Annotated in this window: 13 protein-coding genes; 5 read left to right on the forward strand and 8 right to left on the reverse strand. The window is 30.6% G+C overall.

Annotated elements, in window-relative coordinates; translation table 11 throughout:
• Positions 1-923: RluA family pseudouridine synthase (locus tag ACMUOV_RS01360; RefSeq protein WP_413853048.1), on the forward strand; the 923-nt coding region annotated here is incomplete at its 5' end.
• A 97-nt stretch (positions 924-1,020) separates the two neighbouring features.
• Entirely contained in the window at positions 1,021-5,313 is a 4,293-nt protein-coding gene (locus ACMUOV_RS01365) for an autotransporter domain-containing protein (protein WP_413853050.1), read from the forward strand.
• 136 nt (positions 5,314-5,449) lie between these two features.
• On the opposite strand, the gene argJ is transcribed toward ACMUOV_RS01365, so the two are convergent.
• The 8 genes from argJ to nusB all read right to left on the reverse strand — a co-directional run bounded on the left by argJ (position 5,450) and on the right by nusB (position 13,925).
• Positions 5,450-6,640: a bifunctional glutamate N-acetyltransferase/amino-acid acetyltransferase ArgJ gene (argJ, locus tag ACMUOV_RS01370; protein ID WP_413853052.1), complete on the reverse strand. Its 1,191-nt coding sequence runs from the start codon at positions 6,638-6,640 to the stop codon at positions 5,450-5,452.
• Positions 6,641-6,708: 68 nt separating this feature from the next.
• Positions 6,709-7,731, reverse strand: coding sequence for an N-acetyl-gamma-glutamyl-phosphate reductase (gene argC / locus ACMUOV_RS01375; RefSeq protein ID WP_413853054.1), 1,023 nt, complete (start codon positions 7,729-7,731; stop codon positions 6,709-6,711).
• Positions 7,732-7,755: 24 nt separating this feature from the next.
• On the reverse strand, positions 7,756-8,448 hold the full coding sequence (gene rsmI, locus ACMUOV_RS01380; RefSeq protein WP_413853056.1) for a 16S rRNA (cytidine(1402)-2'-O)-methyltransferase: 693 nt from the start codon (positions 8,446-8,448) through the stop codon (positions 7,756-7,758).
• A gap of 2 nt (positions 8,449-8,450) precedes the next feature.
• On the reverse strand, positions 8,451-10,040 hold the full coding sequence (locus ACMUOV_RS01385) for a glycoside hydrolase family 57 protein (RefSeq protein WP_413853058.1): 1,590 nt from the start codon (positions 10,038-10,040) through the stop codon (positions 8,451-8,453).
• Between the two features lie 18 nt (positions 10,041-10,058).
• The gene (locus ACMUOV_RS01390) at positions 10,059-10,676 is read right to left on the reverse strand and encodes a DUF4912 domain-containing protein (protein ID WP_413853060.1); all 618 of its coding nucleotides are present in this window, start codon (positions 10,674-10,676) and stop codon (positions 10,059-10,061) included.
• A 63-nt stretch (positions 10,677-10,739) separates the two neighbouring features.
• On the reverse strand, positions 10,740-11,447 hold the full coding sequence (locus tag ACMUOV_RS01395; protein ID WP_413853062.1) for an RluA family pseudouridine synthase: 708 nt from the start codon (positions 11,445-11,447) through the stop codon (positions 10,740-10,742).
• A gap of 65 nt (positions 11,448-11,512) precedes the next feature.
• On the reverse strand, positions 11,513-13,501 hold the full coding sequence (ligA, locus tag ACMUOV_RS01400) for an NAD-dependent DNA ligase LigA (protein WP_413853064.1): 1,989 nt from the start codon (positions 13,499-13,501) through the stop codon (positions 11,513-11,515).
• A gap of 13 nt (positions 13,502-13,514) precedes the next feature.
• A complete protein-coding gene (gene nusB, locus ACMUOV_RS01405; protein ID WP_413853066.1) occupies positions 13,515-13,925 on the reverse strand; it encodes a transcription antitermination factor NusB in 411 nt (136 codons plus the stop codon).
• A 211-nt stretch (positions 13,926-14,136) separates the two neighbouring features.
• Between nusB and ACMUOV_RS01410 the strand changes: the two genes are divergently transcribed.
• The 3 genes from ACMUOV_RS01410 to ACMUOV_RS01420 all read left to right on the forward strand — a co-directional run.
• The gene (locus ACMUOV_RS01410) at positions 14,137-14,574 is read left to right on the forward strand and encodes a hypothetical protein (protein ID WP_413853068.1); all 438 of its coding nucleotides are present in this window, start codon (positions 14,137-14,139) and stop codon (positions 14,572-14,574) included.
• Positions 14,574-14,750: a hypothetical protein gene (locus ACMUOV_RS01415; protein WP_413853070.1), complete on the forward strand. Its 177-nt coding sequence runs from the start codon at positions 14,574-14,576 to the stop codon at positions 14,748-14,750. The genes ACMUOV_RS01410 and ACMUOV_RS01415 overlap by 1 nt, the downstream gene beginning before the upstream one ends.
• Positions 14,751-14,778: 28 nt before the next feature.
• Positions 14,779-16,061, forward strand: a 1,283-nt coding sequence (locus tag ACMUOV_RS01420) for a chromosome segregation SMC family protein (protein WP_413853072.1), incomplete at its 3' end; no start/stop codon positions are given.

The following is a 16,061-nucleotide window of genomic DNA, read 5'->3' on the forward strand; positions in this document are numbered from 1 at the left end:
AATTATATTTATGTCAGGCGGGAAAAATGGAAGAAATAATTTATAACGAAGATAAACATGAAAGAATAGATTGTTTTATGAATAAATATTGTTCGGATTATTCAAGAACATATTTTCAAAAGCTTATAAAGGACTGTAATTTATTAGTAAACGATAAAACCGTTTCGGCTAATTATAAATTAAAAAAATTTGATAAAATAAAATATAATCTTCAAAATAAACCTTCTTTTTCCATGAAACCGGAAAAAATTGCTTTAAATATTATTTATGAAGATGAAGATATAATAGTCATAAATAAACAAGCCGATATTGTTGTGCATCAATCTTTCGGGCATGAAACGGGAACATTGTTAAATGCCTTGATGTATCATTTAAAAAATAACACTCCTTTTATGGTTCACAGGTTGGATAAAGATACTACGGGTGCAATAATTTTTGCAAAAAATCAAAAGGCAAAAGTGTCGTTGTCAAAACAATTTCAAAAAAGAACAGTTCGTAAAACATACATTACGGCAGTTTGCGGAACCATACGGGAAGAAAGAGGCAGAATAGAAGCTCCTTTGGGAAGGTCTCAAAAAAACAGAAAAATAATAGAGGTCGGTCCGTTGGCTAAAAAACAGGCAATTACGGAATTTAAAGTTTTGGCAAGAACGGGCGGTATTACACTGCTTTCGGTTAGAATTATAACGGGAAGAACTCATCAAATAAGAAGCCACATGAAATACATAGGTCACCCCGTTTTAGGTGATGCGGCTTACGGCGGTAGCCAAAGTTTAAACGGAATTACTTTTAACAGGCAAATGTTACATTCTTATAAAATACAATTTTCTCATCCTTCTACAGGTAAAACAATGAATCTTATTGCAGAAATACCGGACGATATGAAAAAATTATTTTCTTCCGTTTCAAAACTTCTCGATTAAAAAATAAACAGTTTTTTTAGTTGTAAAGCAACATAAATTTTTTATAAAATATAATAGTTGTTTTGTATTTATATTCTTCTGTTTCTTAGGGGATTAAATGAATAAAATAAAAATTTTTATATTATTGGTTTTTACTGTTTTGTGTATAACGGTATTGCCTGCTTTTTCATCTATACGTAATAAAGACAATTTGATAATAGATAAAAATGTTTCAAATCAAACTTATTCGGAATCAGGATCCGTTGCAGCAAATATTACAACAATGTCATCTAAAATTCCTACAATTACCGTAACAAACAAAGTAACTTTGTCGAATAATACTACTTATGTTTCAGGGACAATATTAAATAGTGAAGATGGAATTTTAAAAATAGGGCAAGAAATTAAATTTTTATCCAACACGGCTTTTGAATCCGGCGGTGCTATTTATAACCTTAACTTAACATCGGTAACAATAATAGGGCAAGGTTCAAATTTTTCATCAAATACGGCAACAAATGCGGGCGGTGCAATTTACAGCATCGGAAATTTACAAATAGGTAATAATGTTGAATTTTACGGAAACAAATATACAAGTACAACCGCTATAATTGATGGCAAAACAATTTATGGCTATGGTGAAAATATTTTAACTGGTGGTGCTATTTATCAAAATGGCAACAGTGGAAATGATGATAGAAAGCAAAAGTGGATATTAATTGGGACAGACGTAGAATTTAGCAGTAATTCTGCATACAAGGGTGGTGCGATGTATGTTATTTTAAGTTCCGTAACAGTAAGTAGTAATGTTGCATTTAAAAATAATTCAGCCAATCGCAATGGCGGTGCAGTTTACGTTTTTAAGACAACTTTTACAATAGAAGACGGTGCAAATTTTTCTTCAAATATTGCAACGAATAAAGGTGGTGCAATATATGCTTTTGACAGTATTTTAAATTTAAACGCAATAAGTAAAAAAATAGAATTCAGTGGTAATAGTGTCACATCAGGAAAGGGTGATGCTATTTATTCAGTTAACGGAGAAATAAATTTAGTTGCAAACGGAGCAAATGTTTTTTTTAAGAAGGGAAATTCAATAGTATCTACAGGAACTACTGTTATGAGTATTGAAACATCAACAAGTAATTATGTTGATTTTAATTCTGAAATTGATATGGAAGGTGGAACGATAAATTTTAATTCAGGTGAAATAAGAGTCAGTAGTAATTGTTACTCTTTTAATGTAGGAACTTTGAATTTATCAAGTGGAACTTTGAATTTATCAACCGGAACTTTTAACTTATCAAGTGAAACTTTTAATAGTGTTCAAAATATTGTGGTTGATACTTTTACGTCAACAAAAAATGTTAATTTGAGTATAGATATAACAGTAGATTCAATAACAATAAACGATAATTTTAGTATATCAAAAAAGGCAAGTGGTGTTATTAATTTAACAAAAATCAATATTTCTTCAATAGCATATTCAACAGGTAGTATTGATTTATTTACAGGTAATGGTAATTTAGAAGATTTAAGAATTAAAATATCTACAAAACCGGTGTATTATAGTACGTATACTTTTTTTAATAGCCCGATTTTGGGGAAACTTGATTATTCTATTGAGTCAGAGATAAAAACAGTCGCCAATTTAGAAACTTTTCTTAACAGTGAGCATACAAATGCAGCAAAAATGACAATATCTACTACTTCAAGCAAAGGGGCAAATATTAATAATCATTTAGCTATATATGGTAATTCTTATAGATTAACTAATAGCAATGCAGAAGGTATAACAATAAGTTCTTTGGGAGCTTTAACTTTGGTAGGGAATTCTTCAAAATATAAAATTAATTCAAAATTTACAAATAATAATTATTTATATGCTGAAAATGTAAATTTTCAAACAAAAAATATCTATAATTTATGTAATATTGTGATGAGCTCTTCTTCAATTGAAAGTCCTTCGTCTGCTTCTACTGTTCGGTTTATTGCTTATGATGTTTCTTTTTCTTCAGTATCATTAATAAATAATTCATCGGTTACCATTAAAAATACCGATAAAGCCGAAAAATCCGATTTTATAGTTAATGTAAAGTTAAATTCTGTTTCTTTTTCAACAACAAGTACAAGTACATCAAGCATAAGCAGTGCAATAAAATCCGATACGTATATAAAAGTTGATAGTGTTACAAATTCAAATATAAACAGTAAAATAATTTGTTCAATAGATTCTGCTACTTTTATAAATAATAAATCAACAGACGGTGGTGCTATTTATAGCGGAATATCCGGTATAGATGTTGTTGATACAAGTACTTCAAGTGTTATTGCTATTGTAATTAATTCAAATATAGAGTATAAAATGGGTGATAATATTAATTTTTCGTCAAATTCCGCCGGAACATTTGGTGGTGCAATTTATAGCGATAATAGCATGAGTAGTTATACAATAAAAAATTTATTAGAAGTTAGCAGATCTTCTTTTACCTCAAAAATGTTATATTCAATGGGAAACAATGTCGTTTTTTCATCAAATTCGGCACAATATGGTGGTGCAATTGTTAATTATGTTGAACAATCTTCCAAAAGTGTAGTTTTTAATACCGAATTTACAATAGGTGCAAATGTTTTGTTTTCATCAAATTCCGCAGACATCGGAGGTGCCGTTGTTAATGTAAACGGAGAAATTTCATTTAATGACGGGGCAACTTTTTCTTTCAATACTGCAACAAATTTAGGTGGTGCAATTTATAACAGCAGCGGAACAATAAATTTAACAGCTAAGGAACATGATATTATTTTTAATGGTAATAAAGGAACCGGTGGTGCAATTTATAACAGTGGCGGAACAATAAACTTAAACGTTTATAAAAATCAAAAAATAGAATTTAAAACATTATCAGACACTATAGTTTCTGTTGACACCACAAGTGTTTCAAGTGTTTTAAATATAAATACAGATGTAAATAAGGAAAGTGCCGGAACAATAATAATAAACTCCGATATGTCGGGTTTTAAGGGGACAGCTAATATTAATTCCGGAATTTTTAAACTTTCTAATTCCGGAAAATTTTTCGGCGGTACTAATATAATAGAAAACGCGGTTTTTGATTTTTCAAGTGACGGTAAAAGAATAAAAAATTATGATATAAGTAACTTTAAAATAAACGGCAGATTAGATTTGATAGTAGATGTAAATTTAAAAGAAAAAAAAATGGATACGATATATTCATCTTCAAATTCAATGGGTTCGGGTGATATTTATATAAAGGAATTTAATTTAGTAACCATCACTTCCGAAAAAAGTGTTGATATTTTATTTACTTCGTCAACGGCTTTAAAAGGTAAAGTTTCATCAGTATCAAAAATTGCTACGACTACTGCAACTTCCCCGGAATATATTTATGATGTAAGTTACGACAAAAACACGGGATATTTTTCATTTATCAGCAGAGATGTTGCAAATCCTACTACACTTGAAGGAACGGTTGCAATGTTAGCTGGAAGTTTGGCAACACAGGAGAATGTTTTAAATCAGGCATTTGTAAGTATGAATACAAGTTTTACAAACAGACATGACAGAAGAATGGATTTGCTTGAAAACAGTAAAAATTTATATGCTTCAACGGAAAATTTTATATTTTTTGAACAAAATAAAATAGAAGGCGGTTTATGGTTAAGACCTTATGCTTATCAGGAAAAATTAACCATAGCAAGTTATGATGTAGACAATACCGTTTACGGTGCTTTAGCAGGCTTGGATTTGAAAATTACCGATGATAAATTGTTATCTTTTTATATCGGATATACAGGTGTAAACCAAAAATTTGAAAATATAAAAGTTGACCAAAACGGTTATGTATTCGGTGTAACCGGTATGCTTGTTAAAGAAAAATTTTATTTGGGCTTAACTGCCAATGCAGGTGTTACCGATACAAAGGCGGAATCTGCAAAAGGAACGGATGATTTTCAAATTAATACGTATATTGTCGGTTTAAAAGGCGGCTATGAATTTAAGGCAGGAAATTATTGGATAATTGAACCTAATTTATCGTTGATATACGGTTTTTACGGTGTTGAAAACTATACAACAAAACAAGGTGCAAAAGTGGCGGAAGACAGTATAAATAATTTTCGTATAGAACCGCAAATTAAAGCCAAATTGGATTTGGTTGACGGTTGGAAACCTTATGCACTGCTCGGATATATTTATAATACCGGAAAAACATCCACACAAGTTAACGGTAACAATAAAAAGGAAGAAGGCATAGATCCGTATTATGAATACGGTATCGGCCTTGAGAAAAATTTTATAGGAACGGCTTGGGTGGGTTATGCTCAGGTAACAGGCAAATCGGGCGGTAAACAAGGTGTAGGTGTTAACTTAGGTATAAAATATGCCTTCTAAATGTAAAATGTAGAATGCATAATGTATAATGTCGGTAAAAATTCACTTTGTGAATTTTAATTTTTTATTAGATTTTTTGCACAGCAAAAAATACATTAATTATAAATTCTGCATTATAAATTATAAATTGCCGTTTTCAGCTTCTGTATGAGCCGTTAATTTTTACATAGTCGTAAGAAAAATCACAAGTATAGTATCTTGCCCATTGTTTACCGGCTTTTATATCGATAGTAATTTTACATTCTTTTTGTTGTAAAATTTTCTTTGCTTTTTTCTCGTCAAATTTAACCGCCATACCATCTTTTGCGGTTATAATGTCGCCTATATAAATATCTATTTTATCGGGATTTACTTTTACACCTGCTCTGCCGAGTGCGGCAAGTATTCTTCCCCAATTTGCATCGGAACCGAACAGTGCTGTTTTTACAAGAGGGGAAGTTGCTATGGTTGAAGCTATTTTTTCGGCGTCTTCATGTTTTTTTGTGTTTTTAACAAAAATCTCTATCATCCTTGTTGCACCTTCGCCGTCGCTTGCCATCATTTTTGCAAGTTTTAAAGTAACTTCATTTAGTGCTTGCTGAAAAATTTCCAAATCTTTTGAGTTAAGTTTTCCGGTATTACTTTGACCGTTTGCAAATACCAATACCGTATCATTTGTTGATGTGTCACCGTCGACGGAAATACAATTGTAAGATTGTTTTACGGCAATTTCGGTAACTTTCTGTAACTGCTTTTGATAAAGTTGAGCATCGGTTAAAATAAAAGAAAGCATTGTTGCATGTAATCCTTGTAAATTAGGATGTATCATACCGGAACCTTTAGTACATGCCCATATTTTAATTTCACCCGTTGAAACTTTAATCTTTTTGGATATATATTTAGGATAAGTGTCGGTAGTCATTATTGATTTAACGGCTTCAAGTTCATCCTGCTTTTTTATTGTATCAACAAGTTTAGGAACTGCATTTATCATTTTTTCCAAAGGTAAAAAATTACCTATAACACCTGTTGAGGCAACAAGTATATCGGTATCTGAAATTTTTAAATATTTTGCTACTTCCTTACAAACAATTAAAGCATCTCTTTTTCCTTGCTTTCCCGTGCAGGCATTTGCGCAACCTGAATTTGCAACAATTGCCTGAAACAATCTGTATTTTTTTAATCTGTCTATATCTATTAAAACGGGGGCTGCTTTTACCAAACTGCCCGTAAACATCCCGGCAACAGTACAAGGACTGTCCGAAAAAAATAAAGCAAAATCATTTTTATTTTTATCTTTTGCTATACCGCAATGAATTCCGCCGCAATAAAACCCTTTTGGTAACATTTTTCCTCCAATATTTTACTATCGTTATCATTAACTGCAAATTTTACATTGCAGCTTTTCAGCTGTCTTTAAAGTAATCCTTCCGTTTCGGATAATCCGAACATTAAATTCATATTTTGAACCGCTTGCCCCGATGCTCCTTTAACCAAATTATCCTGAGCAGATATGATTATTAATTTATTTGTTCTTTCGTCTATACAAATTCCTATTTCAAGGAAATTCGTCATAACAACATTTTTTATTGAAGGCAATTTTCCTTCATCCAAAACTTTTACAAATGGTTTTCCGTTATAAAAATTTTTATATAAATTTATTATTTCACTGACCGTTATTTGTTTTGCTAAATCCATATAAATACATGATAACATTCCTCTTTCGGTAGGAATAATTTGCGGAGTAAACGTTACGGTAATTTTTTTATTAAATAAATTTGATAATTCCTGCTCTATTTCAGGTATATGTCTATGCTTTCCTCCGACCTTATATGCACGAGCGGTAGGTGCTTCGGTTTCATAATAATTTTTAACTCCTTTTCTTCCCGAACCGGAAACACCGCTTTTTGAATCTATTATTATTCCGTCGGGTTTAACTAAACTGTTTTTTATTGCAGGTGCAGTTCCCAATAAAATTGTTGTCGGGTAACATCCCGGGTTTGCTATAAGACGGGCTTTTTTTATATCTTCCGTATAAATTTCTGAGAGTCCGTAGACTGCAGCTTTAATATATTCTTTTCCCGTATGTTTAACACCATACCATCTTTCATAAGTATCCGGGTCTTTTATTCTGAAATCCGCCGATAAATCTATAACTTTTTTACCTGCTTCAATAAGAGCCGGAACAACTTCAAAAGCTACAGCATGCGGTAATGCCAAAAAAACGACGTCCGTTTCTTTTTTTATTTGTTCGATATTTAACGGAACACATTTTAAATTTAAACTTTCATATTTGGGATAAATATCTTTTAAATCTCTGACAGATGATGTCGAACGTCCTGCAAGAACGGCTATTTGAACATCTTTATGTTTTGATAAAATTCTAAGTAATTCTTCTCCGGTATATCCGGTAATTCCTATAATACCAACCCTAATCATATAAATACTCCTTTTTTATAAAAATTATTTTATCAAATTTTCACGTTCGTTTGAAATAACGACTACAAATTCTCCCAAAATTTGGCGGTTTGATAAATCTTTTATAACATCACAAATTTGACCTCTTATAAATTCCTCAAATTTTTTTGTAAGTTCTCTTGCTAAAACAATATCTGTGTTATCACCGAATACATCTTTGCAAACTTCAAGCGTTTTTAAAATTCTGTGTGGAGATTCGTAAAAAATTATCGTCTTATCCGTTTGTTTTGCAAGCTCCAACTCTTTTCTCATTTTACCGAGTTTTTTTCTTAAAAATCCTAAAAAAATAAAAGAATCCGTAGTAAGCCCAGAACCGACAAGTGCCGTTATTAAAGCACATGCTCCGGGTAAAGGAACGACTGTTAAATTTTTATTCAATGCTTCTTTTATAAGATAATAACCCGGATCGGAAATTGCCGGTGTTCCGCAATCGGATACAAGAGCAATGTTTTTTCCTTCGTTAAGTAAAGAAATTATTTGAGGAATTCTTTTTAATTGGTTTTGAGTATAAAAACTTATTAAATATTTTGAAATTTTTAAATGAGATAACAACTTTATTGTTTGGCGCGTATCCTCACAAACTACTATATCACATTGTTGCAAAATCCGCACTGCCCGTAATGTTATATCCTCTAAATTACCTATAGGTGTTGGAACTACATATAATATACCGTTCATTTTTATTCAATATAAACCTTATAATCAATATTCGGAAAAATATTGTTAATGTTTTCTAAATTTGCAAGAAAATTTTCATTAACGGTGTTGTTTTTTATTTGTTCATATAGGGTATTAAAATTATAAATATGTTCTTTTATTCGTTTTTCCGCATACTCTACCATTGTTCCCGTTGTCATTATAAACGGCCAATCGGACGATTGTGCCAATAAAAGTTCTCTTGCTGCCTGATTTAATGCTTTTAATTTTAAGCCGGTTGCATTTTTATTTGTTGAAGCAATTTCAACCATTCTGTCGGCTATTTTATTTAAGTGCATATAAATCCAATCATTTTTTTCGTTAAGCCATACTTCATAATAACCTTTTGCGCCCCATGAAGACGGTGCAGGGTTTGATACCTGATTAACGGGAAACTTTTTCAGATATTCAATCGGAGTAATAAAAGTAAAATTGTTTTTTTTGTCCGCAGCAATAGTTCTGAATATTTGATTTATAAATTCAGGACCTTCAAACCACCAATGTCCGAAAAGCTCGGCATCATACATTGATACGACTATAGGTTCTTTTCCTAAAATAGTTCTTAAATATTTTATTTGATTTTGTCTGTTAAAAACAAAATTTTGTGCATGAATTTTTGCTTTGTTTTTTGCCCAAATCGGATTATAAGGTTGTTTGTTATTTAATTCTGTTTTTCCGGTAATTCTGTGATATTTAATACCGGTATTTCTTCTAACCCCGTCGGAATGTAAATAAGGTTTTATATAATCATAATCCAAATCATAACCTATGTCTCTGTAAAATTCTCTATAATCGAAATCACCCGGATAACCGCTTTCGGCACTCCAAACCTGTTGAGCAGTTTCCATATCCCTGGCAAATACGGCGACACCTGAAGGACAATATATCGGAGCAAAAACTCCGTATTTAGGCCTTGGAGTTGCATATAAAATTCCGTGTGCTTCGGAAAAGAAAAATTTTAAACCTTCATTTTTTAAAATTTCATCAACACCGTAGTTATATGCGCATTCGGCAAGCCAAATTCCTCTCGGTCTTTTCCCGAAATGTTTTTGATAATCTTTGCAAGCTATGGATATTTGTGCTTTAATTACCGTTTTATTTGTCATTAAAGGTAAAAAACCGTGTGTGGCACAACAGGTAATAATTTCTATTTTACCGATATCCTGCAAATTTTTAAAAGCATATAAAATATTACCGTTATATTTTTCCCAAATTTGTTTACAACATATTAAATTTTTATTATACATTACTGCCGTATTATGAAAAGCGGGATTGTTTTTTGTTCTTTCTAATTCTTTGTATGATAATTCAATAAGTTTGTTTAATTTATTGCAGTATCTTGATTGTAAAAGAGAATCCGCCAACATATTTGCAAGTGAAGGGGAAAGTGTCATGGTTAAACGAAAATCAATATTATCTTTTATAAGATTTTCAAATACGGAAATTAACGGTAAATAAGTTTCCGTTATTGCCTCATAAAGCCAATCTTCCTCAAGAAAATCTGGATAATTCGGATGACGAACAAACGGCAAGTGTGCATGTAATTGTAGACACCAATAACCTTGTATATTCATTTTTTATTTTTATAAACTCTATTTTTTTATGACAAAAGCCATTGAATTGGGAACATTTTGCGAACTCGGCAAAGAATTTGATAAAATCTTTTTCCATTTTTCAAAAATGATTTTTGAAATTTCTTTTGAGTTTTCAAGAGAGCTTGTTCCTACATTAAATAAGTTTGATGTTTTTAATATTTTTTCAAATTCACTTTCCAACATAACCCATTGTTCATCGGTAATTGCGGATATTCCGTATTTCGGCATATTTAAAATATTTGATTTTGCAACGGAAATAAATTTACCCTTGGAAGTAATGTATCCTATATCGGCTACCCAACTTCTGTTAAATTTACCTACGTTTATATAATAACTGTTATCGGTTGTATCTATAAAAACATCAAACCCTGTTTTTCTTGTATCATCGGTCATATCGTATATTCTTATAACTAATTTTGAATTTTTAAAGAAATCGTTACCGTATTTGCTTTCTAAATTCTTTTTTGTTTCCCGATTTATTGACCAATATGCAAAAATGGAAACAGGATCTTTAGGAAGAATTGTTATTGCGGTATCACCGTAATCTTTCGGTAATCCTAACTTGTTCACGGGTTTTGTTTTATTTTCTAATTTTGAACTGAATGAATTAACCACAAAAACCTCTTTTCTTAATTAAATTTCAATTATTGCTATTATATAATTTAGAAAAGCATTTAGTCAATGTTTTTTATTGTATTTTCTTAATTGTTTTAAAGTAATTTCCATATCTTTTGGAAGATGTGTTTCAAATGTTGAAAAATCTTTTTTACCCGGAAGTATAATTTTTATTTTTGCCAAATGTAACGGTATTCTTGTAAGTAAAGGTTTCTCTTTATTGATACCTTTATATCTTCGTTTAAGATTTGATAATAATACAGGTTCCGATGTCGCATAAATTTCATCTATCGCAAGAGGATTTCCTATTGAGAAGAAATGTGCTCTTATTTGTTTTGGTCTTGTTGTCAAAGGGACAGCTTGCACAAAAGCATAGCTTTTAAATTGTTCAATAAGTTTAAATTTTGTTACCGAATTTATTCCTTTTTCACTTAAAACGGTAGAATCTTTTCGTATAAGCAATTTTTTATTTATTTCACCGTGTTCTTGTTCCAATACTCCGTTAACTAAAACATTGTAAGTTCTTTCTATTTTTTCTTTTTGAAATTGTTCGCAAATAAATTTGTGAGCATCTTTATTCTTTACAAAAAAAACAATTCCCGTTACATTTTTATCTAAAGAAAATACGGGTAATACGGATTTAATTTGTTTTTTTATTTCCGAAAATAACGTTATCTCTTCGGGATTATTTGATATTGTAAAAATTCTCGAAGGTTTGCTTATAATCAAAATATTTTCATCTTCAAAAATAATTTCAAAATTTGTTTTCACATTATAATCCTTTTGTTTGTTATTGTTTTATGTGTAATAAAATTTATTAAAAATTATATGATATTCTAATTTATGTTTAACAGTTTTTTAAATTCTTGTTCGGTTAATGTTTTTATTCCCAAATTTAATGCTTTTTGGTATTTACTTCCGGGATTTTCACCTACAACTACATAGTTTGTTTTTTTACTTACCGAAGATGTTGCTTTGCCTCCAAGTGCCGATATTTGATTTTCAGCTTCTTTCCTTGTTAAAGTTTTAAGTTCTCCGGTTAATACAAAAGTTTTGTTTTCAAGAGGTGAAAAAGATGTATCTTTTTCCGGCTCCGTTGTATTTATACCCAAAACTTTTAATTCTTCAATCATTTTTAATGTTTGTTGATTTGTGAAAAAATCAATTATTGATTGAGCCAGTATGGGACCGACTTCGTTTGTTGAAACCAATTCGTCATAAGAAGCTTTTATCAAATTGTCAATGTTTTTAAATTTTTCGGCTAAAATATTTGCCGATTTTTCACCTATATGTCTTATTCCCAATGCATAAATTAATTTGCTTAAAGGATTTTCTTTTGATTTAACAATTGCTTTTATTAAGTTATTTGCTTTTTTTTCTTTAAATAAATCAAGTATAACAATGTCATCAAAAGTAAGTTTATAAATATCGGCGAAAGTTTTTAATTTATTTGTTTTGAGTAATTGTTCAACAACGACTTCACCGAAACCGTCTATGTTCATTGCATCTCTTGAAACAAAGTGAATAAGCATTCTTTTAAATTGTGCGGGACACGAAGGGTTTATGCAGTTGTAATATACATCATCGTCTTCTTTAAATATTTTGCTATTACATGACGGGCAAAACATCGGCGGAAGGAAAATACCTTCCGTGTTTTTTTGGGCAACTTTAATAATTTTGGGTATTACTTCACCCGCTCTTTCAATTACAACATCATCTCCCGTATTTACATTTAATCTTTCTATTTCGTCAAAGTTATGCAAAGTTGCATTTGAAATTGTTACACCGGAAAGTTGAACGGGTTGTAAATTTGCAACGGGAGTAATTACCCCCGTTCTGCCTACCTGCAACTTTATTGATAATAATTTTGTCGTTGCCTGCCTTGCAGGAAATTTGTAAGCTATTGCCCATTTTGGACTTTTGTTTGTATAACCTATAATTTTTTGAAGTTTATAATCATTTATTTTTACAACGGCACCGTCTATTTCGTAAGGCAAATTATCTCTGTTGTTTTGTAAATAATTTAAAAAGTTTATTACTTCATCAATGCTTTTACATACTTTAATATCTTTTTGAATTGAAAATCCTAATTTTGAGCATAATTTTATAAATTGTGAATGTTTTTCAATTTGTAAATTTGTTGTTTGTCCGAAAGAATGAACCAGAAAACTTAATTTTCTTTCTGCCGTTATTTGCGGATTTTTTTGTCTTAAAGAACCGGCTGCCGCATTTCTTGGATTTGCAAATTTTGCAACCGAACCGTCAATTAAAGTATCATTCAAATTTTGAAAATCTTTTTTATTTATATAAACTTCACCTCTAACTTCAAAAGTTTCAAATATTGTATCCGATAATAATTTTAACGGAATATTTTTTATCGTTTTTAAATTTTCGGTAACATCTTCACCGTATTCGCCGTCACCTCTTGTCGCACCTGTAACAAATGAATTGTTTTTATATATTAAACTTGCACTTAATCCATCAATTTTAGGTTCAACTATAAATTCAATTTGCATATCAATATTTTTTTTGACTCTTTCATGCCATAACAAAATATCTTCGGTTGAATAAGAATTATCTAAAGATAACATCGGAACTATATGTTTAACACGGTTAAATGTTGATGACGGTACGCCTGAAACTCTTTGTGTAGGAGAGTCCTTTGTTATAAACTGCGGGTTTTGTTTTTCCAATAATTGAAGTTTTTTGAAAAGATTGTCATATTCGAAATCCGATATGGTAGGATTGTCAAGACAATAATATTGATAGTCGTGATATCTTATTTGTTTTTTTAAGTCTTCAATTTGCCGTTGAATATCTTGCATAAACTTAAAGACCTTAATTTTTATTTCTTTCGGTTTGTATTTTATCTAAAATTCCGTTGACAAATTTACTTGAATCTCTATTTGAATATTTTTTTGCAATTTCTACGGCTTCATCTATAATGACATTTATGGGGGTTTCTTTCATATACAAAATTTCAAAACAAGCAAGTCTTAAAATATTTCTGTCGATTACCGACATTCTTTTTATGTCCCAATTATCCGCATATTTCTCAATCAAATTATCAATTTTTGTTTGGTTTTGGCAAACTCCTCTGAAAATTTTAACCGAAAATTCTCTGTATGAAATTTCAACAGGTAAAACTTCGTCAAAAACTTTAAAAATATCTTTTTCCTGCATGGAACAATTATCAAACATATACAACATTTTTAATGAACACTCTCTTGCTTCTCTTCTTGTACTCATAAAAAAGAACTCCGTTATTAGTTACTAATCCGTATTTTGTTATTCTATTAAAAAATATTTTTAGTGTCAATAACAGCTGAAAAAATTTAAAGATTAACATATACATATAATTAACCGAAAAATCTTAAATGTTTCAAAATCGTCTTGATTTAATAATTAAAAGTTTGTAAAATCAAAAGAATATAATTGTTTATTTAGGAGTGTGTAGAAAATGGCAATAAAAAAGTCAGTAAAAAGTAAAGATGCAGCAGTGAAAAAAACTGCAGTAAAATCCGTAAGTAAAAAGGCAAAAAAAGTTGTAAAAAAGGAAAAAACAAAAAAGGTAACAATTAATAAAAAAACTCTGCAAGATGAAAAAATATTGATAAATACCGCAAATCCGCAAGCTTATGTTGTTATTGATTATCCCTATGAAAATGAAATTATTTCGGGTTCTGAATATGTTATAAAAATAGGGGCATCAAAAGACGGATATGTAGAAATATCTTTTAATGATTCCGAATGGAAACCATGCAGGTTTGCATCGGGTTATTGGTGGTTTGATTGGAAATATTTTCAACCCGGTAAATTTAAAATAGTTGCAAGATTGTTATCAGGTGAAAATAAAGTTATAAAAATTTCCGATACAAGAGTTTGTAAGGTAAAGTAATGATACAAAGAAACAAATGCAATATTAATTTCTTATCAAAGGTATTGATCGTTGCATTTGTTTCTTTTTCGGTTTGTGTTTTGTTTAGTGCTTATAAATATAAAAAGAACGGAATTTCATTACAAAACAGATTAAGAAAATCCTACGAAGGTTTATCTCCTAACGATTACGAATAAATTATAAAATCATACTTGGATAATAAATATGTATTTAAAAAAATTGGAATTATGCGGTTTTAAATCATTTGCGGACAGAACGGTTCTTACTTTTGAACACGGTGTATCTGCAATAATAGGGCCTAACGGTTGCGGTAAATCGAATACTGCCGATGCTATTCGTTGGTGTTTAGGCGAACAAAGAGCAAAATCCATGAGAAGTAAAGCTATGCAGGATGTTATTTTCGGCGGAACCAAAACAAGGGCTGCAACGGGAATGGCCGAGGTTACATTAGTATTTGATAATTCGCAAAATTCAATTCCGATAGATTATTCCGAGGTTGCAATTACAAGAAGACTTTTCAGAAGCGGGGAAAGCGAATATTTTATAAATAAAGCGCAGTGTCGTTTAAAAGATATAAAAGATTTGTTTCTGGATACCGGTATAGGAACCGGCGGTTATTCCATAATAGAGCAGAACAAAGTTGAAGAACTTGTTATGGCAAACCCCGAAACAAGAAGGGAATTTTTTGAAGAGGCGGCAGGTGTTGCCAAATATAAAGTAAGAAGAGAAGAAACAATTCACAGACTTGAAAAAGTTGAATCCGAAATGTCAAGGTTAAAAGATTCTTTGAATATATATCAGGATCAAATAAAAAAATTGGATATTCAGGCAAGAAAAGCAAAACAATATAAAAAATATCAGGAAGAACTTGCCAAATATGAAGTTGCCGAACTTGTTAACGAATTGGCAGTAGGGTATGAAAAAATTGCAACTTTAAAACAGGAACTTGAACCTAAAATAAGGGAATATGAAACTGCAAATACAAACCTTAACCAAATGGAAGCCGAGCTTGAAAATATAAGGTTACAACAAACCGAACTTGATGAACAATTTGTTGCATTAAGTAACATTTTCGGTGAACTTAAAGCTGCCGTTACCGTATCCGATACGAAAATTCAAACTTCACGACAGAGGGAGTCCGAACTTACGTTGGAACAGGAACGTTTAAGAATAGAAACAGAAGATTCAAATGAACAGATAGAAAAATATAAACAGGATTCTTTAAATCAAAATACGGATGGAGTTAATATAGAAGATGAAGTAAAAAAATTAAAAGAAGATTTGAATTTTAAAGAGTCGAAATATAATGCGCTTAAAGAACAACTTTCGGCTTATGAAAAACAGGAAGAAGAAATAAGGAGTAAGCTTGATACTTTCGAGCAGGAGAAAGAGAGTTTAATAAATTCAAAAACAAATATTTTTCAGGAACAATCCGATGCAAATTCGGAAGTCGGTTCGTTGATAAGACAAATTGAAAGATTGCAAGC

This window comes from Candidatus Ruminimicrobium bovinum (assembly GCF_902760015.1).
In the GTDB taxonomy this organism is placed as follows: Bacteria; Elusimicrobiota; Endomicrobiia; order Endomicrobiales; family Endomicrobiaceae; genus Ruminimicrobium; species Ruminimicrobium bovinum.